The following is a 23,867-nucleotide window of genomic DNA, read 5'->3' on the forward strand; positions in this document are numbered from 1 at the left end:
CAGGTGGAGCGATCGCAGGGCCCCTCGCGCACGATCGCCGTCACCGGGGCCACCGGCGTCCTCGGCGGACGGGTCGCCGCCCGCCTCTCCGCCGCGGGCGCCTCGCTGCGGCTGGTGGTCCGCGACCCGGCCCGGGCGCCGTCGCTGCCCGGCGCCGAGGTAGCCGCGGCACCCGGCGGCTACGCGGACGGGGCCGGCCTGCAGGCGGCGCTCACCGGCGTCGACACCGTCTACCTGGTGTCGGCCGCCGAGGCCGCGGACCGGCTGCAGCAGCACCTCACGGCGGTCGGTGCGGCCGCCGCGGCCGGGGTGCGGCGGATCGTCTACACGTCCTTCGTGGGCGCCTCCCCCGACGCCACCTTCACCCTGGCGCGACAGCACGCCGCCACCGAGGACGCGATCGCGGCGACCGGCCTGCGCGCGACCTACCTGCGGCACGCCATGTATGCCGACTTCGTGCCGTTCTTCGCGACGCTGGAGGGGGACACCGCGGTCATCGCCGCGCCGGGCGGCGACGGCCGCGCCGGGTTCGTCTCGCGCGACGACCTCGCCGACGTCGGCGCCGCCGTCCTGCTCCGCGACGACGACGACCTGGCGGGCGCCACCCTCGACGTGACCGGGCCGGAGGCGCTGACCCTGGCCGAGGCCGCCGCGGTGCTCGCCGAGGTCACCGGCCGGCCCGCCGGCTACCGGGAGCAGACCGAGGCGCAGGCGTGGGAGACCCGGCGTCCCTCCGGGCATCCCGACTGGGAGATCGAGGGCTGGGTGAGCAGCTACCTGGCCATCGCCGCCGGTGAGTTGTCCGCCGTCACCGACGTCGTCCCGCGGTTGACCGGCTCCCCGGCCCGCAGCGTCGCCGAGCACCTGCGCGCGCACCCGGAGGACTGGGCACACCTGCGCCGCTGACCCTCAGCCGGTCGCCATCGCCCAGCTCGTGGGGCCGTCGGGAGCCAGCTGCACCTCGGCGTGGACGGTGAACCCGTGCGCTTCGTAGAAGGGCACGTTGGCCGGGTTCATGGTGTCCAGGCAGGCCACCAGCCCGGCGTCGCGGGTGGCGGCGAGGCCGCGCTCCAGCAGCTCTCCTCCGCCACCCCGGTGCCAGGACCCGGGGTCGATGCCGAGCAGGTGCAGGTAGGCGTGCGGCTGGGGCGGTCGCAGGGCCGGGAGCGTTCCCATCGCGGCACCCACCTCCATGGCCCGCTCGACGCCCATCAGGGCGGTCAGGAGGCCGCCGATCGAGGGCAGCTCCTCCGCACCGGTGTCCGGAGCGGCCTCCGCCGAGGGCCACTGCCACATCGCGACCCCCACCGGGTCCGGGCGCAGCAGGACGTCGACCCGGCCGTCGGCGAGGTAGTGCTCGGCGAACAGCCCGAACATCGCCGCGCACGCGTGCGGCCGGACCTCCTCGTCGGGGAAGAACCACACCATCAGGGGGTCCTCGACGAAGGCGCGGGCCAGCACGGTGCGCGCCCGGACGGCGCTGATCTCTGCCACGCCGTGCAGCGTCCCGGACCGGCCGTCCGGGCGCCAGGGCGGGGTCAGCCCCCGGCCGCCTCGATGGCCCGCCAGCGCGCCAGGTTGTAGCGGGCGTCGACCAGCGCGTCGTGCGTGCCCTCCGGCTTGGGCGGCAGGGGAGGCTGACCGCGGTCGTCCCAGCGCTGCCGCAGCTCCCGGGTGAACCGCGGGATGGGCCGCGGCAGGGCGGGCATCGCGCCCCACAGCTGGGCCAGGACGACGTGGTCGTAGGCGGCGAACCAGGCCCACAGCTCGATCTCCTCGCCCGGCCCGGTGAGGAAGGCGAGCAGGTCGTCACGGATCCGCTCGCGGCTGCGCCACGCCTTGTCCGCCGGCGAGGGCAGCTGGTCGAGCACGTTGCGGCGCACCCACGGGACGGCCTTGCGCTCGTCGAACTGGGTGCTGACCGCGTAGAACTCCCGCCCGGTCTCGTCGACGACGCCGATGGAGACGAGGTCGATGGTGGTGCCGTCCTCGATGAACTCGGTGTCGTAGAAGAAGCGGCGCACGGCGACCACGGTAGGGGCGGGGTCAGACGCCCCGCAGGCTCGGTGGCCCGCCGGGCAGGTCGGCCTTCGCGACCGCCGCCTCGAGGACACCGTGGACGACCAGCCGCTCGCGGTTGGAGAACTTGGGGTGGCAGGTCGTCAGCGTGATGTACGCATCGTCCGCGTACGCCGCCGGATCCCCCGGGACCGCGGCCAGGACGCTCACCTCGGTGGGGCTGACGACCCGCTGCTCCGTCACCCGGTAGGTGAACCAGCTGTCGGCCGTCTCCACCACCAGCGCGTCGCCGTCCTCGAGCCGGTCCAGCTCGCCGAAGGGGCTGCCCTGGCCGACGCGGTGGCCGGCCAGCGAGAAGTTCCCGATCCCACCCGGCAGAGCGCTGCCCGGGTAGTGGCCGGGGCCCTCGGCGAGCTCGTCCGGGTCCACCCCCTCGACGACCGCACGCGGGGCCCATCCGGCCCCGAACGCCGGGACGTGCAGGAAGGCGAAGGCGTCGCCGAGCACGGGCTGCTCCCGATCCGGGACCGGCGGGGCCACCCACTCCTCGCGGAGGTCGTCGACGATGCGTTCCTGCTGGCGGTCGGAGAGCCAGTCGGTGACGTAGACCTGGTGGACGAGGAAGAGGAAGCCCACCAGGCCGGCGGTGAGCAGCAGCTGCGAGACGCCGCTGACGATCCTGCGGACCACGGGGGGCTCCCTCTTCCTACGACGGCCGGATCAGACGGCGCTGTCGCTGCGACGACGGCGGGTGATGACCGTGCCGGCCCCACCGGCGACGACGGCCGCACCGGTCAGCGCCGCCAGCCCGATCACCGAGGCGCCGGTGTTGGGCAGCTTCGTGTCGGTGTTGACGGTGTTCGACGGCGGGGTCGCGGTGAAGTCCGCGGCCGCGGTCGAGGAGAGCCCGTCCCGGTCCGTGACGGTCAGGCCGGCCGTGTAGGTGCCCGGACCGTTGGGGACCGAGACCTCGTACTGGCTGGCCGCGCTGGTGCTCACGACGGCACCGGTCGCCTTGTCGGTGACCGTCCAGGCGTAGGAGAGGGCGTCCCCGTCGTCCGGGTCGGAGGACCCGCGGCCGGACAGGACGAAGGTCCGGTAGTCGGCGTCGCCCGCGTCGTCCACCGCGACCACGGCGCTGGGTGCGCGGTTGGCCAGGTCGAAGACGAACGTGTTGCAGCCGAAGGTCACCGAGTCGACCGAGGCCTGGAAGGCGCTGGCCGAGGTGCCGTTCAGGTTGACGCCGAAGGACTGGATGACGGCATCCGGCTGGGCCAGGCTGATCTCGTCCAGCGTGCCCCAGTTGGGCGAGCCGTGGCCGGTCTTGTCCGGCAGGCCCGGCAGGTCCCGAGTGCTCCACCAGGTGTTCTGCTTGCCGGCCTGCGACTGGTAGTACGGCTCGAAGACCAGCGTCGTGAAGCCGCCGGCCACCGCCGGGCCGTTGAAGTCCAGCACCATCTCGTAGGTGACGTCGCCGCCGCCGGCCGAGCCGACCGGCAGCGCGTCGTTGCGCTGGAACTCGTACCCGTAGTTCGACTGCGCCGTCTGGCTCGCCAGCGGGACACCCTCGACCGAGATCGGGTAGGTGACGGTGACCTTGCCGTTGCCCTGCGCGGCGCTCAGCCAGAGGTTGTCCGGCTGGTCGCGGAGCTCGGCGGAGCCCAGGAGGCCCTGGACGTCGCCGTCCCGGGTCGTCACGACGAAGCCGCTGCCCGCGCCGAGGGCCTCGACCTTCTGGGGGCCGCACGCGGTTGCCGAGGCGATGGAGGGCGTGAGCGTGGCGAGGGCGGCGAAGGTGCCGGCGGCCAGGGCCCCGGTGAGCAGGGACGCGGTCGTGCGCTTCATGCGAGGTGTCGCTTCCGTGAGGAGGGCGCTCCCAGCCGGCGCGTTCGGCGCCGAGCGGGCAGCCACCTGGGCGCACTCGAGCGACGACGCGACCGAAGCCGCTCCCCCGTCTGTGGTGTTCCCCCGTGGACTACGAGGAGGCAGTTACGAGTCGCCTCCGTCGAGCAAGGGGAGCGTCAACTACGCGCAGTGACCAGCAGAAGGGCGTTCACCCGTTGGATGAGCCGGTTCACCCGGATCTCACCCTCGCTCACTACTTTCTGTGATCGAGCAGGGCTCAGGCCGTGAGCTGCTCCGCGTCGTGCGGCGGGCCGGGCTCCTGCCAGCTGTCGCGCACGGCCACGGCCTCCACCTCGACGAGCTGGTCGGGGTAGCCGAGCAGGGTCACCCCGGCCAGGGTGCTGGGCGCCTCGTGCTCGCCGAACGCCTCGCGGACGACCTGCCAGGCCGCGAGCAGGTCCGCGCGGTCGGCCGTCGCCACGTAGACCGTCGTCTTCAGCACGTCGCCGAGGCCGGCACCGGCCGCCTCGAGCGCCGTCGCCAGGTTGGCCATCACCTGCCGCGCCTGACCGGCCACGTCGCCGACGGCCACCGTGGCCCCGTCGGCGTCCAGCGGGCAGGCGCCGGCGGTGAACACCATGCGGCCCGGGTCGGTGACGGCGGCGTACGCGTACGGGACGGTCGCGCTCAGCGTCGGCGGGCGGACGAGCTCGATGCCTGTGGTCACCCGCCGATCCTCTCCTCCACTGGGGCCCGTGTCGTCCGGAGCGCTAGGTTCGCGGCATGCCGGTCTTGGCCATCGACGCAGGTACCACCGGGGTGACCGCGCTGGTCGTGGGCGAGGACGGCGACGTCCTGTCCCGCGGCTACCGCGAGTTCGCGCAGCTGTTCCCCCGCCCGGGCTGGGTGGAGCACGAGCCCGACGACATCTGGACGGCGACGGTCGCGGCCTGCCGGGAGGCGCTCGCCGGCACGGAGGACCAGCCCACCTGCATCGGGATCACCGACCAGCGGGAGACCGCCGTCCTCTGGGACCGGCGCACGCTGCACTCCCCCCGCCCGGCCATCGTCTGGCAGGACCGCCGCACCACCGGCATCTGCGACCGGCTCCGCGGGGACGAGGAGCGCGTCTCCCAGCTGACCGGGCTGCGGATGGACCCGTACTTCACCGGCACGAAGTTCGCCTGGCTGGCCGAGCACGAACCGCGGACGTGGTCCGGGGTGCGCGACGGCGCGCTGGCGCTCGGCACCGTCGACTCCTACCTGATCGCCCGGCTCACCGGCGGCGCGCGGCACGTGACCGATCCGAGCAACGCCAGCCGCACCCTGCTGTTCGACCTGGAGAAGGGCGCCTGGTCCGACGAGCTGTGCGACCTGTTCGACGTCCCGCGGTCGGCACTGCCGGAGCTGGTCCCGAACTCCGGCGTGGTCGGCACCACCGACCCCGACGCCTTCCTCGGCCTCTCCCTGCCGATCGCGGGGATCGCCGGCGACCAGCAGGCCGCGCTGTTCGGGCAGGCCTGCTTCTCCCCCGGGATGAGCAAGTGCACCTACGGCACCGGCTCGTTCGTGCTCACCAACACCGGGACGACGGCGGTGCGCTCCGACGCCGGGCTGCTGACGACGGTGGCCTGGGATCTCGGCGACGGGCTGGTCTACGCGCTCGAGGGCGCCATCTTCGTCACCGGTGCCGCCGTGCAGTGGCTGCGCGACGGGCTGGGCCTGATCGACTCCGCCGCCGAGATCGAGGGGCTGGCGCGCACGGTGCCGGACTCCGGCGACGTCGTCTTCGTGCCCGCGCTCACCGGCATGGGCGCCCCGCACTGGGACCCGCACGCCCGCGGCGCGATCCTCGGCATCACCCGCGGGACCACCCGGGCGCACATCGCGCGGGCCACGCTCGAGGCGCTGGCCTTCGAGGTGCGCGACGTCGTCGACGTGATGGTCGACGAGGCCGGCCTCTCCGTCCCCGAGCTCTCGGCCGACGGGGGCGCGAGCGCCAACGACCTGCTGCTCCAGCTGCAGGCCGACCAGCTCGGCGTGCCGGTGCGCCGGCCGGTCGTCACCGAGACGACGGCGCTCGGGGCGGCATTCCTGGCCGGCCTCGGCACCGGCGTCTGGGCCTCGACCGACGAGCTGACCCAGACCTGGGCCCTGGACCGCCGATTCGACCCCGAGCCCGGACGCCGGGACGACGGCCGGCACGACCGCTGGAAGGACGCCGTCGGCCGCGCCGGCCACTGGACGAGCTGAGGTTCAGGCAGCGCCCTTCGCGCGGTCGCCGACGGAGTTGGTGCCGAACTCGCGGCCGTCCAGCGCGGCGATGTCGCGCTCGAGCTGCGGCACCTGGGTGGCCGCCGCCCGCATCACGAGCTTCTCCGCGACGGCGCCGGTCACCACCTGCCGCAGCGCGGCCACCGTGCCCACCGAGCGGGGCACGAACACCCGGCGGCGACGGGTCTCCAGGTTGTCCACCAGCGCCTCGGCGCACGTGTCGACCGAGGTGAAGGCACCGAGCGGGCCGGGCAGCTGCGAGCGCACAGCCTTGAAAGTGGGCAGCGCGGCCTCGGTGTCGCGGACCATGTCGGTGTCGATCCAGGTCGGGTGGGCGCTGGCCACGGTCACCCCGCGGTGCGCCACCTCCAGCCGCAGCACGTCACCGAACCGCTCGACCCCGGCCTTGGACGCGCAGTAGGCGCTCATCCCGGGCAGCACGGTGAAGGCGCCCGCGGAGCTGATCAGCAGCACGTGGCCCTTCCGCTTCGCGATCTCGGGCAGCGCGGCGTGGGCGGTGAGCATGGTGCCGATCAGGTTGACCTCGATCGTCCGCGCCAGCGCGTGCGCCGACGACGTCATCACGGTGGTCAGGGGCGCGATGCCGGCGTTGGCGACGACGAGGTCCAGCCCCCCGAAGGTGTCGACCGTGCGCTGGACGGCGGCCTTCAGCGCCTCGGGGTCGGTGACGTCGGCCTCGACCCACAGGTGCTCGGGGCCGAGTTCGTCGGCGACCCGCGCCAGCTCGTCGGGCTCCAGGCCGACCAGCGCGACGCGGGCGCCGCGGGCGGCGGCCCTGCGGGCCAGCGCCGCGCCGATGCCCCGGGCCGCGCCGGTGATCAGCACGGACTTCCCGGTCAGGGACGTGCGGGAGGTGCGGAAGGCCATCGTCGGCTCCTCGGATCCGGGCGCTCGCATCGAGCGCCTGCTGAGAAGCCGTTGTAGCTTGTTGAGCGTTGCTCAGCAAGCCGGGAGCCGCCCCGCAGGACCGACCATGGGGCCGACCGCAGGACCGACAAGGAGCCGATCGGTGACCAGCACGCTCGAGACCCAGCCCACCCCCGCGGCGGAGCCGTCGGGCGCCGTCCGCGAGGTCGGTGTGGCGATCATCGGGTCCGGCTTCGCCGGCCTCTGCATGGCGATCGCGCTCAAGCGGCGGGGCGAGACCGACTTCGTCCTGCTGGAGCGGGCCCACGACGTCGGCGGCACCTGGCGGGACAACACCTATCCGGGCGCCGCCTGCGACGTGCAGTCCAACCTCTACTCCTTCTCGTTCGCCCTGAACCCCGACTGGGGCCGCTCCTACTCCGAGCAGCCGGAGATCCAGGCCTACCTCCAGCGGGTCGCGCAGGAGTTCGACGTCCGCCGGCACTGCGTGTTCGGCGCCGAGGTCACCGACGCGCGGTGGGACGACGCCGCACGCCGCTGGCTGGTCACCACCACCGCGGGCGAGTTCCGGGCCCGCATCCTGGTGTCGGCGGCCGGCGCGCTGGCCGATCCCACCTATCCCGACATCCAGGGCCTGGACACCTTCGCCGGCACGGTCATGCACTCCGCCCGGTGGGACGCCGACCACGACCTGGCCGGCGAGAAGGTCGCCGTCATCGGCACCGGCGCCTCGGCGATCCAGGTCGTGCCCGCGATCCAGCCGCTGGTCGAGACCATCGCGGTCTACCAGCGCACACCCGCATGGGTCGTCCCGCGCACCGACCACCCGGTGAAGCCGCTGATGCGCCGGCTGTACCGGTCGCTCCCCGGCGCGCAGAAGGCGATTCGCGGCGCCCTCTACCTGTTCCGCGAGTTCCTGGTCATCGGGCTGGCGAAGAACCGCCGGTTCCTGCGGCCGGTCGGGAAACTGGCCAAGGCGCACCTCGAGCGCCAGGTCCGCGATCCGAAACTGCGGAAGGCGCTCACGCCGGACTACACCATCGGCTGCAAGCGCATCCTGATCAGCAACGACTACTTCCCCGCGGTCGCCGCCCCCAACGCCGAGCTGGTCACCGCAGGCATCGCCGAGGTGCGCCCGCACTCCATCGTGAGCACCGACGGCGTCGAGCGGCCGACCGACACGATCGTCCTGGCCACCGGGTTCCACGTCACCGACCTGCCGATCGCGGGGAAGATCCGCGGTCGCGACGGCCGCAGCCTGGCCGACGTGTGGGCAGACGGGATGGTCAGCAACCGGAGCGCCACCGTCGCCGGCTTCCCGAACATGTTCCTGCTGGTCGGGCCGAACGTGGGCGTCGGCCACACGTCGATGGTCTACATGATCGAGTCCCAGGTGAACTACGTCGACGACGCCCTGCGGACGATGGACGCCGAGGCCCTCGAGGTCCTGGAGACCACGCGCGAGGCCCAGGACGCCTACCGGGCCCTGATCGCCGAGAAGTCGAAGGGCACCGTGTGGCTGGCCGGCGGCTGCGCCAGCTGGTACCTGGACGAGCACGGCCACAACACCACGCTGTGGCCGGACTTCACCTTCCGGTTCCGCAAGCTCACGAGGAAGCTCGACCGCGAGAACTACGTCGGCATCCCGGCCGGCGCCCCCGCGAGCACCCCGGAGGTGGCGGCATGACCGCGGGCACCGTGCTCCGCCGCGTCGCCGCGGTCCGCACGGGCGACGGCGCGCTGATCCACGCCGTCGTCGACGGGTCCGACGACGCCCCCGCGACGCTGGTGCTGGCCCACGGCTGGACGCTGGCGCAGGCGGCCTGGGACGACGTCGCCGCCCTGCTCCCCTCGCGCGTGGCCGCCGGCGAGCTGCGGGTGATCCGCTACGACCAGCGCGGTCACGGGCGCTCGACGTGGGGCCGCTACGACCGCGACGTCGGGGAGCTCTCGATCGACCAGCTCGGCGCCGACCTCGGCGACCTGCTCGACCAGCTCGTCCCGAACGCGCCGGTCGTCCTCGGCGGGCACTCCATGGGCGGCATGACCATCATGTGCCTGGCCGCGGCCCGGCCGGATCTGTTCGGCGACCACGTCCGTGGCGTGGCCCTGGTCTCGACGTCGTCCGGTGATCTCGCGCCCGCGGGCGAGACGCTCGCCGAGCGGCTGCAGCTGAGGCTGGTGCCCGGCGTGGTCACGGCCGCCATCGGCGGTGCGCGGGCCGTCGAGCGGGTCCGGCAGCTGCTCCCACCGACCAGCGCCCGGCACCGGAAGATCGTCCGGGACCTGCTCTACGGGGCCGACGCCACCGACGAGATGGTCGTCGCCGGGGCGGAGATCATGCACGCCTCGACGGTCCGCGCCTTCGCCGCGTTCTACCCGGCGCTCGGCGCGCACGACAAGCGCGCGGAGCTGGCGGCGCTGGCCGGTGTGCCGGTCGAGATCCTGGTCGGCGACAGCGACAAGCTCACCCCCCTGCGGCACAGCCGGGCGATGGCCGAGGCGCTCCCCGACGCCCGGCTGCACGTGGCGGAGCGGACCGGGCACATGCTCATCCAGGAGCGGCCGGGGCTGGTGGCCGACGCGATCGAGCGGCTGCTGGCCGCCGCGACCGCCGGCCGGGTCCCCGCCTGAGCCGCCCGCGATGACGGCGTCCCCGACGCCCCCGACGTCCCGGTCCCGCCGCTCGGCGGGCGACCGCCGGGCGCAGCTGGTGCAGATCGGCCTGGAGCTCCTGCCGACCACGCCGATCCAGGAGCTGACCATCGACGCGGTGGCCCGCCGCGCCGGGATCAGCCGCAGCCTGCTGTTCCACTACTTCGCGACCAAGCGCGAGTACTACACGGCGGTCACCCGGGCGGCGGCCGACCTCATGTGGGCGCACCTGCAGCCCCGTCCCGGCACCCCGGCCGACGAGCAGGTCGCCGGCATGCTCGACCGCTACGTCGGCTGGGTGGAGACCTACCGCGAGAGCCACCTCGCGTTCGTCCGCGGCGCGGGCGGGGGCGACCCGTGGGTGGCCGACGTCTACGCCGAGACCCGGCAGCGGCTGGTCGAGGTCGCGCTCAGCACGCTCGGCCTCCCCGACGACGCACTGCGCCGGCAACTGGTGCTGGCCTGGTTCGCCTTCGCCGAGGACCTCGTGGGCTCCTGGGCCGACGAGCCCACGCTGAGCCGGCCGGAACTGCTCGCGCTGCTGCGCGAGATCCTGGACCGGCTGGTGCGGAGCGGGCACTAGCCCGCCAGTCGGCGGCGGGTGCTAGCCCGCCAGCGACGTCGGCGCGCGGTCGGCGGCCTCGGCCGCCGGGGGCTGCAGGGTCGCGACGGCGTCCGCGGCGCTGCCGCCGGAGGACATCGACTTCTTCACCGTCGCGCCGTAGACGTCGACGTACTCCTGGCCCGACAGCGTCATGATCTCGTACATGATCTCGTCGGTGATCGAGCGCTCGACGAAGCGGTCACCGGCGAGGCCCTCGTAGCGGGAGAAGTCCAGCGGCTCCCCGAAGCGCACCCGCACCCGCATGATCTTCTTGCCGAACGGCAGCCTGAGGTGCGAGTAGCACATGGCCACGGGGACGACCGGCACGCCGGTCTGCAGCGCCATCCGCGCGACGCCGATCTTGCCGCGGTAGAGCCGACCGTCCGGGGAGCGCGTGCCCTCGGGGTAGATGCCCAGGATCTGGCCGTCCCGCAGGATGCGGAGACCGGTCTGGATGGCGTCCTCGGCCGCCGACGCGCTGGTGCGGTCGATCGGCACCTGGCCGGCGCCGGAGAAGAAGGCCCGCTGGAGGAACCCCTTCACGCCCGAGCCGGTGAAGTACTCGGCCTTGGCGAGGAAGGTGACCCGGCGCTTGATCGACAGGGGCATGAAGATCCAGTCGGCCGCCGACAGGTGATTGCTCGCGATGATGACCGCCCCACTGGTCGGGACGTGCTCGGTGCCCTCGGCGCGGGGACGGAACGCCACCCTCACCGCGGGGCCGATGCCGACGAACTTCAGGAACCAGTAGAACAACGCGCCTCCCTCGGGGGACTGCCAGACTAGGGAGCCGGGGGGCCGTAGGACAATCGGCCGTCCACGTGCGAGGGATCACTCGCCCGCCCGTCGGCTCCGCCGCCGCACCGCAGGAGTAGCCCGTGCCCGGATCGACCACGCCGACGCCCGCGGTGCTGCCGGGCGCCGAGCCCTTCGATCTGCCCGGCTCGGGCCCTGACGCGCGCACCGGCGTGCTCCTGGTGCACGGCTTCACCGGCACGCCGATGAGCATGCGGCCGTGGGGCGAGCACCTCGCTGCCCAGGGCTTCACCGTGCGCTGCCCGCTGCTCCCCGGCCACGGCACCAGCTGGCAGGACTGCAACAGCAGTACCCACGACCAGTGGACGACGGCGGTGGAGCGCGCCTTCGACGACCTGGCCGGCCGCTGCGACCGCGTCTTCGTGGCCGGTCTGTCCATGGGCGGGACGCTGGCCACCCGCCTGGCCGAGCAGCGCTCGGCCGACGTGGCGGGCCTCCTGCTGGTCAACCCGGCGCTGTTCACCCAGCGGCTGGACGCCCGGCTGCTGCCGCTGATCGCCCGGCTGACCGGCAGCTGGGCCCCGATCGCCAGCGACATCAAGAAGCCCGGCGTCACCGAGCTGGCCTATCCCCGGCTGCCGACGCGGGCGATGATGCAGCTGCGCCGGCTGTGGGCGCTCACCCGGGCCGACCTGCAGCGCGTCACCGTGCCGGTCATCGTCTTCCACAGCATCGAGGACCACGTGGTGGAGCCGGTCAACAGCGAGGTGCTCCTGGCGTCGGTGTCCAGCTCCGACACCACCGAGATCGTGCTCGGCGACAGCTACCACGTCGCCACCCTGGACAACGACGCCCCGCAGATCTTCGAGCGGTCGGTCGCCTGGATCCGGGAGCGCACGCCGGCCGTCGAGCCGGGGACGACCGCATCGTGACCGGCGGCCGGGGCCGACGGGACAACGGCCTGCAGGCGACGTCGTGGAGCCCGCTGCGCGACGTCGACCCCCGGGTGGGCGAACACCTGCTCGACCTCCTCGAGGCCGCCGGTATCGCCGCCTACCTCGACCCGTCGGCCGACGTCGGCCCGTACACCCGCGAGGTCTCCCTGCCGAGCCCGCCCTCGGACCGGCTCTTCGTCGACCGCGGCCGGACGTCGGAGGCGCGCGCACTCGTCGACCAGCACGCCGACGAGCACCCGCGCCGGAGCGCGGAGCCCGCACCGGCGCACGCCGACCTCGACGAGGACGCCGAGTGGTCGCGCATCGTGGCCGCCTTCGAGGCGGAGCACGGGTCCGCCGCGGTGACCGAGCGCCCCTCCGACGCGCCCCCTCCGCCGCCGCACGAGGTGTCCGTGCTCGACCTGCCGGAGGAGCACTTCGAGCCGCCGCCGCCTCCGCCGGTGCCGGTGCTCGCGCCGCACGCGCTCTACGCGGGCCTGCTGGTCCTGCTCGGGCTCGTGCTCATCGCCACCCCCGGGACGCTGCGTCTGTCGGCGGACCTGGGCCTGGTGCTCGGCGTGGCCGCGATCGCCGGCGGTGCGGCGATGCTGGTCTCCCGGATGCGGGACCACTCCGAGAACGACGGCGACGACGGCGCGGTGGTCTAGGCGCCGTGGTCTAGGCGCCGTGAGTCAGGCCTCGCCCTCGGCGACGGCCCTTCTCACGAGATCGGCCGCGCCGCCCAGGCCGGCCTGGGCGCCGAGCTCTGCGGCGACGACGCGCGGGCCGGGCCGGAAGCCACGCCCCGGCAGGGCACGCTCGAGCCTCTGCCGCGCCGGGCCGAGCACCATCTCGCCGAGCACGCTCACCCCGCCGCCGATGACGACGACCTCGGGGTCGAGGACCGCGGCGAGGTCGGCGATGCCCTGCCCGAGCCACACCCCGACCTCGGTGACCAGTTCCAGCGCCAGTGGATCGCCGTCGTGCGCGGCCCGGGCGACGTCCTCGCCGGTCAGCCGGGAGGCCACGCCCCCGACCCGCTCCAGCAGCAGCGCGGCGGCCGCCGGCGAGGTGCTCGCCACCTCGCGGGCGGTCTGCCCCAGCGCCGAGCCGCTGGCGTACTGCTCCCAGCAGCCGCGGTTGCCGCAGGCGCACAGCCGCCCGTCGGGGACCACGCGCATGTGGCCCCACTCCCCCGCGACCCCGTGCGAGCCGCGCCGGAGCCGGCCGTCCATGACGATGCCGCCGCCGATGCCGGTGCCCAGGGTGACCATCAGCGCCAGGTCGGCGCCGCGGGCGGCGCCGTAGCGGTACTCCGCCCAGGCGGCGGCGTCGGCGTCGTTCCCGACCCACAGCGGGCGCTGCAGGCGGGCGGCGAGGTCCTTGCGGAGCGACGCGTGCCGCCAGGCCAGGTGCGGGCTGAACAGCACCGTGTCACCGGTGCGGTCGAACCAGCCGGCGGCACCGATCCCGACGCCCACCAGGTCGCCGTCGTGGCCGGCGGCCAGCTCCTCGGCGACGGCGACGATGGCGTCCTCGGTGTCGGCCACGGAACCGCCGGGTGTCGCCCGCCGGGCGGTGGCCAGGATCGTGCCGTCGGGTGCGACGACGCCACCGGCGACCTTGGTGCCGCCGATGTCGATGCCCAGCGCCGCGAGAGACGCGGCAGCCGGGGCCGTCATGCGATGTCGATCCGCTGGACCGTCGCCGGGCCGGGCTCGTCGTCGGGCTCGGCCTCGCCGGCCGCGGGGTCCGGCGGGCCGGACGGGGTGGGTTCGCCGGCCACGTCCCGCAGCACCGACGCCGTCGTCGCCAGCACGTCGGCCAGTGCCGCGTTCACCTCGGGGCGCTCGCCGCGCAGCACCGCCGCCGCCTGGCACACCGGGCACCAGCGGCAGTCCGCAGCGTGGCCGGCTCCCGGCTCGGGAGTGGCCGCCGGCGTGCCGGCGGGCGGGCGGAAGGCGTCGAGCAGCCTGCGGGCGGAGTCGACCCAGTCGGCACCTGCGGTCATGGCGTTCTCCTCACCGCGGCCAGCAGATCGGCCGGCCAGAGCTGTGGGTCGGGTCGGAAGGAGACCACGAGCCGGGCGTCGACGCTCCCGGGGTCCGCGATCCGTCCACCGGTGACCTCGCACCGGCGGAGCAGCGGGTCCAGCCGCAGCGAGCGGCGAGTACCCGCGGCGGTGACCACCAGGTCGTCCTCCCAGCGGGTCAGGCCCACGCCGCCGCGCTCGGCGAACGGCAGGGGCACACCCAGCTCCCAGCTGCCCTCGAGGCGCTCGGTCGCCGGTTCCGGCAGGGCACCGCGGTCGGTCAGCGCGACGTCCTCCAGCAGGGCGGTCAGGGCGGCGGCGTCCGCCGGCGCGGTCGCGGTGTCGGGGATGCGGTGCAGCGGGGCGAGCTCGGCCAGGGCGGACAGCTCGGCGGTCTGCTCGGCCAGCCGCGCGCGCCACCACTCCCCCGGCCCGTCCTCCGGCAGGACGCGGGCCAGGACGACGCCGGGGCGCAGGCCGTGCAGGCCCAGCGCGGTCGTCGCCGCGCGCAGCGACGCCGCCGTCCCGGCGCGGGGCACGACCGTCAGTGCGACGACGGTGCCCGCGGGATCGGCCAGCCGGTCGGCGGCCAGCAGCGCCTCCAGCTGCGGTGCGAGCGCGAGGGCCTCGTCCAGGGGGCCGCGGCGGGCCGCACCCGAGCTGACCGCCACGGAGCGCAGCGCGCCGAGGGCCCGCGCGCCCGGCGGCAGCAGGCGGTCCAGCCACCAGCGCAGCGTGGCGGGCAGGGCCAGCAGCGCCGTCGCCTCGGCAGGTGATCCGGCGTCCACGACCACCAGGTCGGCCCGCGCCCGGCCGAGCTCGGCGAAGAGGGCGAGGTCGGCCGCTCCGGGCAGGGGCGTGACCGAGGACGCCGGGGGCAGCTGGACCTGCGGCAGCGAGGCGGCGGCGGGGGTCACGGTGCCGGCCCAGAACCGTTCGACCGCGGCCGCGGCGTCGACGGTGCGCACCTCGAGGCCCGGCACGTCGTCGAGCCCGGGAACCGGCGGCGCCTGGCGGGTCAGCAGGAGCGTGGAGCGCCCGGCGGTGGCCGCGCGCACCGCGGCGGACGCGGCCAGGGTGCTGGCACCGGCACCGCCGGGGCCGGTGAGGACGAGGGTGTGCACGCCCCGTCAGCCCTCGACGCGCTTCTTGAGCTCCTTGAGAGCCGTGTCGAGGATGACCTTCTCGGCCTTGCGCTTGATCATGCCGAGCATCGGGATCGAGAGGTCGATGGTGATCGCGTAGCTCACCTCGGTGCGCCCGTCCTTCTCGACCAGCGTGTAGGAGCCGTCCTGGCGCTTCTGCATGTGGCCCTGTACCAGCGTCCAGGTCACCCGGCGGTCGCCGTCCCAGGTGTACTCGAGGACGTAGTCGTCCTTGATGGCGCCGGCATCGAGCACGAAGTGCGCGCGGCGGGCCCGCCCGCCGGGCCCCTCCTCGACCACCTCGACCTTCTCCGCCGCGGCGACCCACTCCGGATAGGCGGGGAAGTCGGCGATGACCGCCATCACCTCGGCAGCGGGGGCCTCGATGACGATCGACTGCGTGGACTGGTCGGCCATGGGCAGCAGGCTAACGGTTCGCGCGGGTTGCGCAGAGCGTCGATCACCCGTTCCGTTACTCACCGGTAGCCGGTGCCCGGTAGATTGATCTCGACGATCCTGGTCAGGGACCGCCGGGCGACGGTGCCCGGCGGCGGCGGCCAGGGAGGAGAGGACCAGGCGTGCGCGAGTTCAGCGTTCCTGTGACCACCGAGGTGCAGCCCGACGCGGCGCTGACCGACATGCTCGCCCTGAACGTCGCCGAACACGGCGCCGAGGTGGGGCTGCGACGGCGGCGCGACGGCCAGTGGCGGGACGTCACCTGGCAGCAGTTCGGCGAGGAGGTGCGCGGTGTCGCCAAGGGCCTCATCGCGTCCGGCGTCGCCGCGGGCGACCGCGTCGCCCTGCAGGCCAAGACGCGGTACGAGTGGACGGTCCTCGACTTCGCCATCTGGACCGCCGGTGGCGTCGTCGTCCCGGTGTACGAGACCTCCAGCGCCGACCAGGTCGCCTGGATCCTCTCCGACTCCGGCGCCACGGCCATCGTCGTGGAGAGCGCCGAGCACGCCGCGGCCGTGGAGTCCATCCGCGACCAGGCGCCCGACCTGGCGTCGGTGCACGTCATCGACGACGGCGCCGTCGACGCGCTGATCGCGGCCGGCGCGGACGTCCCCGACGCCGAGCTCGACGCCCGCCGGGCCACCCTGAACGCCGACAGCACGGCGACGCTGATCTACACCAGCGGCACCACGGGCCGGCCCAAGGGCTGCGAGCTCACCCACGGCAACTTCCTGTTCGAGATCGAGAACGGCATCACGCTGCTCGACCGGTTCATGAGCGTGCAGGGCTCGCTGCTGCTGTTCATCCCGCTGGCGCACGTGCTGGCCCGGGTCCTGCAGGTCGGGGCGATCTACAACCGCACCGTCATCGGCCACACCCCCGACGTCAAGAACCTGCTCGACGACCTGGGCGAGTTCAAGCCGACGTTCGTGCTGGCCGTGCCGCGGGTCTTCGAGAAGGTCTTCAACTCCGCCAAGGCGAAGGCCGAGGGCGACGGCAAGGGCAAGATCTTCGACAAGGCCGCACAGGTGGCCATCGACTGGTCGCGCGCCCAGGACACCGGCGGCCCCGGCATCGTGCTGCGCCTCCAGCACGCCGTGTTCGACAAGCTGGTCTACGGCAAGCTGCGCGCCGCCCTGGGTGGCCGCTGCCTCGGCGCCATCTCCGGTGGCGCGCCTCTGGGCGACCGGCTCGGCCACTTCTTCCGCGGCATCGGCGTCACCGTCTTCGAGGGCTACGGCCTGACCGAGACCACCGCCGCCGCGTCGGTCAACCACGACGGCGGCCTGCGCATCGGCACCGTGGGGCAGCCGCTGCCCGGTGTCACCTTCCGGATCGCCGACGACGGCGAGGTGCTCATCAAGGGCGGCATCGTCATGCGCGGCTACTGGAAGAACGAGGACGCGACGAAGGAGGCCATCGACGCGGAGGGCTTCTTCCACACCGGTGACATCGGCGAGCTCGACGCCGACGGCTTCCTGAAGATCACCGGCCGCAAGAAGGAGATCCTGGTGACCGCGGGCGGCAAGAACGTCGCCCCCGCCGTCCTCGAGGACCGGCTCCGCTCGCACCGGCTGATCAGCCAGTGCATCGTCGTCGGCGACCAGCGCCCGTTCATCGCGGCGCTGATCACCCTCGACGAGGAGGCGCTGCCGCAGTGGCTGGAGTCCAAGGGCAAGCCCGCCGGCCAGACGATCGAGCAGGTGCGCGAGGACGCCGACCTCAAGGCGGAGATCGACGCCGCCGTGAAGGACGCGAACAAGGCCGTCTCGCAGGCCGAGGCCATCAAGAAGTTCCACGTCCTCGGCACCGACTTCACCGAGGACAACGGGATGCTCACCCCGAGCCTGAAGCTCAAGCGCTCGGTGGTCATGAAGGAGTTCGGCGACGAGGTCGAGGCGCTCTACACGCGCTGATCCCCCGCCGCACCGAGGCCCGTCCCGCATCCGCGGGGCGGGCCTCGGTCCGTCTACGGCTCGAGCAGGCCGGCGAAGGTCGCAGCGATCGTCGTCCAGGACCAGCGCTGCTCCACCCAGGCCCGGCCGGCGGTGCCCATGGCGCGGGCCCGCTCCGGGTCGTCGAGGAGGTCGGCCAGCGTCGTCGCGACGGCGGTGGGTGAGCGCGGGTCGACGACGTGGCCGGTCACGCCCTCCTGGACCGCCTCGGGCGCGCCACCCGACGTCCCGGCCACCACGGGCCGACCGCAGGCGGCCGCCTCGAGGAAGACCATGCCCAGGCCCTCCACGTCCAGCCCGGCACGGCGGGTGCGGCAAGGCATCGCGAACACGTCGCCGGCCGCGTAGTGCGCGGGGAGCTCGGCGGCGTCCACGGCCCCGGTGAGGACGACGGAGCGCTCCAGCCCCCGCGCCGCGACGGCGCGTCGCAGCGCCCCCTCGTCCGGCCCGCCGCCGACGAGCAGCAGCCGCGCACCGGGATGCCGCGCCAGCACGTGCGGCCACCCCTCGACCAGCACGTCCTGCCCCTTGCGGGCCACGAGCCGCGAGACGCAGACCACCACCGGCGCCTCGCCCAGCCCGTGCCGGCGCCGGATCTCCGTCCCGTCGACGGCCGGGGTGAAGCGCTCGACGTCCACCCCCGGGGAGAGCTGCGCGAGCCGGGTGCGGCCCTCCAGCGCCGGGGCCAGCCGGGCGCGGGTGTACTCGGTGATGAAGGTGAGCACGTCCAGCCCGGAGGCGATGCGCTGCATCAGCTGCCGGCTCCCGGGCAGCGCCACCCAGCCGGTCTCGTGGCCGTGCGTCGCGCCGACCAGGTGCCGCACGCCGGCGGCGCGCAGCGTGGGGGCCAGCAGGCCCAGCGGCGCTGCGGCCCCGAAGAACGCGGTGTCGCAGCCGTACCGCTCGACCAGGTCGACGGCCGCCCGCGCGGTGGCCCGCGTGGGCAGCAGCATGCCGGTCGGCCGGCGGACCACCGGGTACGGCAGGCCGGCGTCGTGCTCCGCCGACCCGGCATGGTCGGAGGCGAGCACGACGAGCGAGTCGGGCGGGCGCCGCTCGAGCAGCGCGGCGACGAAGGTCTGGATGCCGCCCTGGCGGGGCGGGAAGTCGTTGGTGACGACCAGGGTCCGGCTCACGGCTCGCGCTCCAGCCGCGCCCAGTCCTCGGCCAGGGCGATCCGCTCGGCCACGGTCGGGTGCGAGCCGAAGTACCAGCGCCAGGCGGCCGGCGGACTCGGATCGGAGAGGTTGGTGCCGGCCAGGCCCCGCTGCATGGCGATGTAGGCCTCCGGGTCGCCGGTGAGGTCGAGCGCCGCGACATCGGCGCGGGCCTCGACCTGCCGGGAGACCAGGTTCTGCACCGGCGTCGCGACCAGGGTGCCGACGGCGACCAGCAGCAGGGCCAGCGGCACCACCGCGGGGTCGCCGGGCCCCTGTGCCCCCGCGCGGCGGAGCAGCCGGGGCGAGGTGAGCGCCCAGCCGAGCAGGGCCACTCCCCCGGCTCCCCCGAGCGCTCCCAGCAGCGTGCCGGCGAGGACGTCGTCGGCGGCGACGTGCCCGAGCTCGTGCGCGGCGATCGACTCGATCTGCTCGTCGGGCAGGCGGTCGAGGACCGTGTCGTAGACGACGATGCGGCGGGTCGAGCCGAAGCCGGAGACGTAGGCGTTCAGCGCGGTGGTCCGCCGGGAGGCGTCGGACACCAGCACGTCCTGCACGGGGGTGCCGTTCTCCTCGGCCAGGGCGAGCAGATCGTTGCGCAACTGGCCCGGCGGCATCGACTCGAAGCTGTTGAAGGCGGGCTCGACGAGCACCGGCCACAGGAAGGAGCCCACGACGACCAGAACCGTGGCGCCGGCGGCGGCGAGCGCCCACCACGCCCGCGGGGCCCGGCGGGCGAGCCAGACGAGGGCCAGCAGACCGAGCGCGGTCAGCGCGGCGTCGATCGCGGTCGACACGACCACGTCCCGCCCCCACAGCCCCCAGCTGCGCGTGGACAGGCCGTAGCGGTGCCGCACCACCTCGCCGTAGGCGGCGATCGGCAGGGTGACCAGCCGGCCGGCGACCGCCAGCGCGAGCACCCCCAGCAGGACCTGCCAGGCCCAGCGGCCACGCCGCGGGGTGCGCAGGGCACGGACCAGGCGCGCACCCAGCGGGGTCAGCCCGAGGAGCGCCGAGACGGCCAGCCCGAGCAGCAGGGAGGCCACCGACGCCGGCCGGATCGCGGCGGCGAAGGACTCCGCGCGGGAGACCTGGTCGGCCGGCAGCCCGGCCGTCGGATCGATCGCGGTGGCGCCGCCCGCGGGTTCCGGGAGCACCTCCCAGGGCGTGCCGATGGCGACCACGACGGCGAAGGCGGCGAGCAGGCCGACCGCCGTCGCCAGCGCCGCGCGACGCGCCGTCACAGAGCTCTCACCCGGCCGATCCTATGGGCCTGACCTGAGCGTTCCCCGACCACCGACGACGAGGGCCGGCGCCCTCCCCTGGGGGAGGACGCCGGCCCTCGTGGAGCGGGCTGCGTCAGCCGGTGATGCGGCGGGCGCTGTTGTAGCTCGGGAAGGAGTCGACGTTGTCGACCTTCACCGGCTGGCTCGAGGTGGAGGCGTGCACCATCTGGCCGTTCCCGATGTACATGGCCACATGGCTGACCGGGCTGTAGAAGAAGATCAGGTCGCCGGGCTGGAGCTCGCCCCGGGAGACCGGCCGGCCCATCTGCGACTGGCTGCGGCTGGAGTGCGGCAGCGCGACCCCCGCGGCCTGGTAGGCGTAGGAGGTCAGACCGGAGCAGTCGAAGGCGTCCGGACCCCCGGCGCCCCACACGTAGCGGTCCCCCACCTGGGCCAGCGCGGTGTCGACCGCTGCCTGCGCGGCACCGCTGGGCGCGGGGGCGCCGGTGGGCGCAGGGGCGGTCCGCTCAGCGCGCGAGGCGCGGACGGGCTCGGAGCCCCCGTGGGCCCGCTCGACCACGGCCCGCTGCGCGGCGTCCAGCGCGTCGAACTGCCGCTGGTAGTCGGCGATCTGGACCTCGAGGTCCTTCTGCTGGGCCGCGATGTCCTCGACGCTCTGCTCGGCCTTCTCGCGGGCCGCCCGCGCCTCGGCGCGGGTCTCGTCCGCCCGGTCGGAGGCCTCGGCGACCTCGCTGACGGCGGCGTTGGTGCGCGCGGCGATCGCGTCGAGCGTGCCGAGCTGGGAGACCAGGTCGCCGGCGGAGTCGCTGGTGAGCATGGCGTTCAGCTGGCTGCGCGAGGCGCCACCGGCGGTGTAGGCCGAGCGGGCCAGCTGGCGGATCCGCCCGTCCAGGGCAGCGCGCTGCTGCTGGGCGTCGAAGGCCACGAGCTCGGCGGTCTCGACGGCGGCCTGCTGGCGCTGGAGGTCGACCTTGGCCTCGTTCAGCTGCTCGGTGACGACCTCCAGCTCGTGGCTGGCGTCGGCGACCAGCTGAGCGGCCTCGGCGGCACTGCTGGCGGTGCCGGGCGTCGCCACCGCGGTGCCGGGCAGGACCGTGAAGGTCAGTGCGGTGGTGGCCCCGATGAGGAGGCCGGCGCGGACGCGGCCCATCCGGCGGGCGGAGCCGGCCGGTGGAGCGCTGCGGAAGGGTGCGAGGACATGCGTCGACAGGGCGTGAGGGGTCGCCACGTGAGGCGGCTCTCCGTTTCTTCCTCGTCCGCCTACCGAGTTAGCTGACGGGTTCGGGCGGGGAAGACTGGCCCTATCCCCTGCTCACCGGCGAACCGGCCCTGCAGGGGAACTCACCCCAGGACTGCGGTGGGTCCCCGGTTCACCTCGGACGACCACGGTGGGACGTCGTGCGGTGATTCGGCGGTGCCCGGCCGAGGCCACCCCTTGAGCGGATGACGACCACCCGGTCGGACGCAGCGACCCTACGTTCGTGATGTTGCCGTGACAAATGGAAGCGGCCGGTAAACGTATGACGAGAATCGCTCTCCGTGCCGCGCGCCTCCCCGATCACCGCGCTGCGTAGGGGTACAAGCACGCTCCGCTGCTTCCGGTGCCCGTGAGAAAGCGCTCAGCCGGTGCGCCGCCCGGACGCCGCACCGCCCCCGCCGGCCTCGGGCGCCCCGCGGTGCCGCAGGGGCGGTACGAGGCCGTACTCCGCCAACGCCCGCACCGCGCGGCGCTCGACGTCGTCGAACTCCACCACCACGCCGGGCGGTGGGAGCACGACGTCCTCCGCCGCCGGGAACGGCTCGGGCGTCCGGGGGCGACCCGCCATCGGCACGACGACGGGATCCACCCCCTGCCAACCGGGCGGGGCGCCGAGCAGCACGGTGACGACGCAGTCGGCGCAGCCGGTGCCCCGGAGCGTGCAGGTGTCGCAGTCGATGAGCATGTCTCTCCTCCGTGAGTCATGCGCACGGTAGGAGCGGCCACCGACAATTCCGCCCGGGCCTCAGCTCCCGGCGTACTCCCAGTGCCAGGGCTCCTCGCGGCCGTTGCCCGGATCGGCCCACGTGGGGTGCAGGAAGCCGAAACGGCCGGCGTTGGCGACCATCCACGAGTACTGCGCCGTCCCGAACGTCTGGATGCCCCCGCACAGGTCCACGGCCAGCCCCCAGCCGTGGTTGCTCGTCCCCGGGACGGCGGCCAGGGCCGGCTTCTCGCCGTAGAGCTTCACCTGGCCGGCGTAGGTCCGGTAGGAGTCGGTGATGCAGATCGGGCCGCCGAACGCGGTGGCGTACGCCGCGGACATCGCCCGGTAGGCCGCCGCGGCGTCGCAGCGCAGCGAGTGCCCGGCCGCGCCCAGGGGGCACATCGCACTGGGCGGGATCAGCCCGTTGGGATAGCCGCCCCACTGGCGCGCACCGTCGAAGCTGGGCGGGTAGACGCTGTTGCCGCACTCCATCCGCAGCGCTCCCCCGGTCGGACCGGGGCCGGCCACCGGCGGACGCTGGCCGAGGCTCGGCCGGCCCACCCCCACGACCTGCTCGGCCGGCAGCGTGCGCACGACCACGGCGCCGGCCCGGGCGTCGGCCGCGAGCATGGTCCGCGCGTCCAGCGCGATGCCCACGTGCCCGAGCCCCGCCTCCGGCGTGCCCAGGAACACGAGGTCGCCGGGCAGCACGTCGACGGGCGCGACCGGCGTCGTGACGGCGAACAGCTCGGCCTGGTTCCCCGGGAGCGCGACCCCGGCCCGCCCGTAGACCGACTGGACCAGCGAGCCGCAGCTCCAGGACTCCGGACCGGCCGTGCCCGGCGCGTAGGGCAGCCCCAGGGCCTCCATGGCGGCGGTCACCGCGGTGAGCGTCTCCGCGGGCAGCACGAGCAGCGAGGCGGGCTGGCCGGGCAGCTGGGCCGCGCCGCGCTGGGCGCCCCCGCCGGCCGCGCCGACCGGCACGAGGCGTTCGGGGAGCCCCGCCGCCGGCTCGCGCAGCGCGGACGCGGGCGGCGGCACGATCCCCGCCGCGGTCAGCTGGTCGAGGTACCCCCGCCAGCTGGCCGCCGTCCGGTCGTTGACCTCGACCTGCTCGGCCTGCAGCTGCGCCAGCTGGCGGTCCACCGCGCCCAGCGCCTCGTCCAGCTCGTCGGTCACCGCCGAGGCCGCGGCCTCCAGCTCGGCGGCCCGGGCGCCGACCTCGGCGGCGCGGGCGCGCGCCTGCTCGAGCGCCTCGGTCGCCGCGCGCTGCTGCTCCACGGCAGCCCGGCGCTGCGCCTCGGCGGTGCCGATCACCGTCGCGGCGTGCCGGTCCACGACGTCCAGGAAGCTCAGCGCCGCGACCACCTCGCCGGGGGCGCCACCGCTGAGCAACAGGGTGAGCGGCGACAGCGCCCCGCCGTCCCGGTACACGGCCGAGGCGTACTGGGCGACGACCCGCTGGTACCCCGCCAGCTCGCCCTCGGCGTCGCCGAGCACCGCCTCGGCGTCGGCGACGGCGCGCTCCGCCTCGGCCAGCGCGTCCCGGGCCGCGGCCACCTCGCCCTGCTGCTCCTGCAGGCCCTGCTGGACCTCGGACGCGCGCTGCTGGAGGCGGTCCAGCGCCCGGCTGTCGAGGACGCCGGAGGTGCCTCCGGGCTGGTCGCTGGGCGCCGCCGCCGCCGGGGCCGCCGTGCCGAGCAACGCCAGGACCACGAACGGTGCGACGAGCACGCGCGAGCGCCACGGGGAGCGCGGGGACATCGGACCACCTCTGCGGATCTGGGCAGCGTCGCCCACCGCAGGAATGTTGTCCCGCGCACGGGCGAAGCGCCAGGTGAGCGGCTCGGAACCGCCCGCGCGGGCGACCCCGCCGGCAGCTGCGGCCCGGATCCCGGTCGGCGCGGCACCCCGGGACTGTCAGCACCCCGACCT

The 23,867-nt window shown here is 74.6% G+C and carries 24 protein-coding genes and 1 riboswitch; of the genes, 8 read left to right on the top strand and 16 right to left on the bottom strand.

The window, feature by feature from the left end:
* Window positions 1-3: 3 nt before the first annotated feature.
* Window positions 4-906 (top strand): NmrA family NAD(P)-binding protein, encoded by a 903-nt coding sequence (locus tag CRP29_RS17170; protein ID WP_245852970.1) that lies wholly within the window; start codon window positions 4-6, stop codon window positions 904-906.
* Between the two features lie 3 nt (window positions 907-909).
* Here the strand turns inward: CRP29_RS17170 and CRP29_RS17175 are convergent, their stop codons facing one another.
* The 5 genes from CRP29_RS17175 to CRP29_RS17195 form a co-directional block, all read right to left on the bottom strand.
* Window positions 910-1,494 (bottom strand): GNAT family N-acetyltransferase, encoded by a 585-nt coding sequence (locus CRP29_RS17175; RefSeq protein WP_097196266.1) that lies wholly within the window; start codon window positions 1,492-1,494, stop codon window positions 910-912.
* Window positions 1,495-1,538: 44 nt separating this feature from the next.
* Window positions 1,539-2,024, bottom strand: a complete 486-nt coding sequence (locus tag CRP29_RS17180) for a polyadenylate-specific 3'-exoribonuclease AS (protein ID WP_097196477.1) — start codon at window positions 2,022-2,024, stop codon at window positions 1,539-1,541.
* Window positions 2,025-2,046: 22 nt separating this feature from the next.
* The gene (locus tag CRP29_RS17185; protein WP_097196267.1) at window positions 2,047-2,709 is read right to left on the bottom strand and encodes a class E sortase; all 663 of its coding nucleotides are present in this window, start codon (window positions 2,707-2,709) and stop codon (window positions 2,047-2,049) included.
* A gap of 30 nt (window positions 2,710-2,739) precedes the next feature.
* Window positions 2,740-3,864: a PKD domain-containing protein gene (locus CRP29_RS17190; RefSeq protein ID WP_097196268.1), complete on the bottom strand. Its 1,125-nt coding sequence runs from the start codon at window positions 3,862-3,864 to the stop codon at window positions 2,740-2,742.
* Between the two features lie 277 nt (window positions 3,865-4,141).
* The gene (locus tag CRP29_RS17195; protein ID WP_097196269.1) at window positions 4,142-4,591 is read right to left on the bottom strand and encodes a RidA family protein; all 450 of its coding nucleotides are present in this window, start codon (window positions 4,589-4,591) and stop codon (window positions 4,142-4,144) included.
* A 56-nt stretch (window positions 4,592-4,647) separates the two neighbouring features.
* Here CRP29_RS17195 and glpK point away from each other — a divergent pair, with 56 nt between their 5' ends.
* Window positions 4,648-6,117, top strand: a complete 1,470-nt coding sequence (glpK, locus tag CRP29_RS17200; protein WP_097196270.1) for a glycerol kinase GlpK — start codon at window positions 4,648-4,650, stop codon at window positions 6,115-6,117.
* 3 nt (window positions 6,118-6,120) lie between these two features.
* On the opposite strand, the gene CRP29_RS17205 is transcribed toward glpK, so the two are convergent.
* Entirely contained in the window at window positions 6,121-7,026 is a 906-nt protein-coding gene (locus CRP29_RS17205) for an SDR family oxidoreductase (protein ID WP_097196271.1), read from the bottom strand.
* Window positions 7,027-7,168: 142 nt separating this feature from the next.
* Between CRP29_RS17205 and CRP29_RS17210 the strand changes: the two genes are divergently transcribed.
* The 3 genes from CRP29_RS17210 to CRP29_RS17220 are packed head-to-tail and all read left to right on the top strand — an operon-like array spanning window position 7,169 to window position 10,264.
* The gene (locus CRP29_RS17210; RefSeq protein WP_097196272.1) at window positions 7,169-8,713 is read left to right on the top strand and encodes a flavin-containing monooxygenase; all 1,545 of its coding nucleotides are present in this window, start codon (window positions 7,169-7,171) and stop codon (window positions 8,711-8,713) included.
* Window positions 8,710-9,660 (top strand): alpha/beta fold hydrolase, encoded by a 951-nt coding sequence (locus CRP29_RS17215; RefSeq protein ID WP_097196273.1) that lies wholly within the window; start codon window positions 8,710-8,712, stop codon window positions 9,658-9,660. The genes CRP29_RS17210 and CRP29_RS17215 overlap by 4 nt, the downstream gene beginning before the upstream one ends.
* Window positions 9,661-9,670: 10 nt before the next feature.
* A complete protein-coding gene (locus CRP29_RS17220) occupies window positions 9,671-10,264 on the top strand; it encodes a TetR/AcrR family transcriptional regulator (RefSeq protein WP_097196274.1) in 594 nt (197 codons plus the stop codon).
* Window positions 10,265-10,285: 21 nt separating this feature from the next.
* On the opposite strand, the gene CRP29_RS17225 is transcribed toward CRP29_RS17220, so the two are convergent.
* Window positions 10,286-11,041 (bottom strand): lysophospholipid acyltransferase family protein, encoded by a 756-nt coding sequence (locus CRP29_RS17225; protein WP_097196275.1) that lies wholly within the window; start codon window positions 11,039-11,041, stop codon window positions 10,286-10,288.
* Window positions 11,042-11,163: 122 nt separating this feature from the next.
* On the opposite strand from CRP29_RS17225, the gene CRP29_RS17230 reads away from it, so the two are divergent.
* The gene (locus CRP29_RS17230) at window positions 11,164-11,973 is read left to right on the top strand and encodes an alpha/beta hydrolase (RefSeq protein WP_097196276.1); all 810 of its coding nucleotides are present in this window, start codon (window positions 11,164-11,166) and stop codon (window positions 11,971-11,973) included.
* Window positions 11,970-12,644, top strand: coding sequence for a hypothetical protein (locus CRP29_RS17235; protein ID WP_245852972.1), 675 nt, complete (start codon window positions 11,970-11,972; stop codon window positions 12,642-12,644). The genes CRP29_RS17230 and CRP29_RS17235 overlap by 4 nt, the downstream gene beginning before the upstream one ends.
* Window positions 12,645-12,668: 24 nt before the next feature.
* On the opposite strand, the gene CRP29_RS17240 is transcribed toward CRP29_RS17235, so the two are convergent.
* The 4 genes from CRP29_RS17240 to CRP29_RS17255 are packed head-to-tail and all read right to left on the bottom strand — an operon-like array spanning window position 12,669 to window position 15,570.
* Window positions 12,669-13,658 carry an ROK family protein gene (locus CRP29_RS17240; RefSeq protein WP_097196277.1) on the bottom strand — a complete coding sequence of 330 codons (990 nt, stop codon included), beginning with the start codon at window positions 13,656-13,658 and terminating at the stop codon, window positions 12,669-12,671.
* Complete coding sequence (locus tag CRP29_RS17245) at window positions 13,655-13,987, bottom strand: hypothetical protein (protein ID WP_097196278.1); 333 nt, start codon at window positions 13,985-13,987, stop codon at window positions 13,655-13,657. Before CRP29_RS17245 ends, CRP29_RS17240 begins: the two co-directional genes overlap by 4 nt.
* On the bottom strand, window positions 13,984-15,132 hold the full coding sequence (locus CRP29_RS17250) for an ArsA family ATPase (protein WP_097196279.1): 1,149 nt from the start codon (window positions 15,130-15,132) through the stop codon (window positions 13,984-13,986). The genes CRP29_RS17245 and CRP29_RS17250 overlap by 4 nt, the downstream gene beginning before the upstream one ends.
* Window positions 15,133-15,138: 6 nt before the next feature.
* Entirely contained in the window at window positions 15,139-15,570 is a 432-nt protein-coding gene (locus tag CRP29_RS17255; RefSeq protein ID WP_097196280.1) for an SRPBCC family protein, read from the bottom strand.
* A 161-nt stretch (window positions 15,571-15,731) separates the two neighbouring features.
* Between CRP29_RS17255 and CRP29_RS17260 the strand changes: the two genes are divergently transcribed.
* The gene (locus CRP29_RS17260) at window positions 15,732-17,525 is read left to right on the top strand and encodes an AMP-dependent synthetase/ligase (protein ID WP_097196281.1); all 1,794 of its coding nucleotides are present in this window, start codon (window positions 15,732-15,734) and stop codon (window positions 17,523-17,525) included.
* A 53-nt stretch (window positions 17,526-17,578) separates the two neighbouring features.
* Here the strand turns inward: CRP29_RS17260 and CRP29_RS17265 are convergent, their stop codons facing one another.
* From CRP29_RS17265 to CRP29_RS17285, 5 genes are all read right to left on the bottom strand, one after another.
* Window positions 17,579-18,700, bottom strand: coding sequence for a glycosyltransferase family 4 protein (locus CRP29_RS17265; protein WP_097196282.1), 1,122 nt, complete (start codon window positions 18,698-18,700; stop codon window positions 17,579-17,581).
* Complete coding sequence (locus CRP29_RS17270) at window positions 18,697-19,965, bottom strand: M48 family metallopeptidase (RefSeq protein WP_097196283.1); 1,269 nt, start codon at window positions 19,963-19,965, stop codon at window positions 18,697-18,699. The genes CRP29_RS17265 and CRP29_RS17270 overlap by 4 nt, the downstream gene beginning before the upstream one ends.
* Before the next feature lie 115 nt (window positions 19,966-20,080).
* A complete protein-coding gene (locus CRP29_RS17275) occupies window positions 20,081-21,196 on the bottom strand; it encodes a C40 family peptidase (RefSeq protein ID WP_245852975.1) in 1,116 nt (371 codons plus the stop codon).
* 14 nt (window positions 21,197-21,210) lie between these two features.
* Window positions 21,211-21,392, bottom strand: a riboswitch (cyclic di-AMP (ydaO/yuaA leader).
* 195 nt (window positions 21,393-21,587) lie between these two features.
* Entirely contained in the window at window positions 21,588-21,911 is a 324-nt protein-coding gene (locus CRP29_RS17280) for a hypothetical protein (protein WP_097196284.1), read from the bottom strand.
* A 60-nt stretch (window positions 21,912-21,971) separates the two neighbouring features.
* Window positions 21,972-23,696, bottom strand: a complete 1,725-nt coding sequence (locus CRP29_RS17285) for a D-alanyl-D-alanine carboxypeptidase family protein (RefSeq protein WP_217991640.1) — start codon at window positions 23,694-23,696, stop codon at window positions 21,972-21,974.
* Window positions 23,697-23,867 lie beyond the last annotated feature (171 nt).

Source organism: Blastococcus aggregatus (assembly GCF_900221005.1).
Classification (GTDB): Bacteria; Actinomycetota; Actinomycetes; order Mycobacteriales; family Geodermatophilaceae; genus Blastococcus; species Blastococcus aggregatus.

What these genes read in the sequence shown, in the direction of transcription:
- CRP29_RS17190 (WP_097196268.1), bottom strand. Translation starts at nt 3,864, where the DNA reads ATGAAGCGCACGACCGCGTCCCTGCTCACCGGGGCCCTGGCCGCCGGC.
- glpK (WP_097196270.1), top strand. Translation starts at nt 4,648, where the DNA reads ATGCCGGTCTTGGCCATCGACGCAGGTACCACCGGGGTGACCGCGCTG.
- CRP29_RS17205 (WP_097196271.1), bottom strand. Translation starts at nt 7,026, where the DNA reads ATGGCCTTCCGCACCTCCCGCACGTCCCTGACCGGGAAGTCCGTGCTG.
- CRP29_RS17215 (WP_097196273.1), top strand. Translation starts at nt 8,710, where the DNA reads ATGACCGCGGGCACCGTGCTCCGCCGCGTCGCCGCGGTCCGCACGGGC.
- CRP29_RS17220 (WP_097196274.1), top strand. Translation starts at nt 9,671, where the DNA reads ATGACGGCGTCCCCGACGCCCCCGACGTCCCGGTCCCGCCGCTCGGCG.
- CRP29_RS17240 (WP_097196277.1), bottom strand. Translation starts at nt 13,658, where the DNA reads ATGACGGCCCCGGCTGCCGCGTCTCTCGCGGCGCTGGGCATCGACATC.
- CRP29_RS17245 (WP_097196278.1), bottom strand. Translation starts at nt 13,987, where the DNA reads ATGACCGCAGGTGCCGACTGGGTCGACTCCGCCCGCAGGCTGCTCGAC.
- CRP29_RS17255 (WP_097196280.1), bottom strand. Translation starts at nt 15,570, where the DNA reads ATGGCCGACCAGTCCACGCAGTCGATCGTCATCGAGGCCCCCGCTGCC.
- CRP29_RS17280 (WP_097196284.1), bottom strand. Translation starts at nt 21,911, where the DNA reads ATGCTCATCGACTGCGACACCTGCACGCTCCGGGGCACCGGCTGCGCC.
- CRP29_RS17285 (WP_217991640.1), bottom strand. Translation starts at nt 23,696, where the DNA reads ATGTCCCCGCGCTCCCCGTGGCGCTCGCGCGTGCTCGTCGCACCGTTC.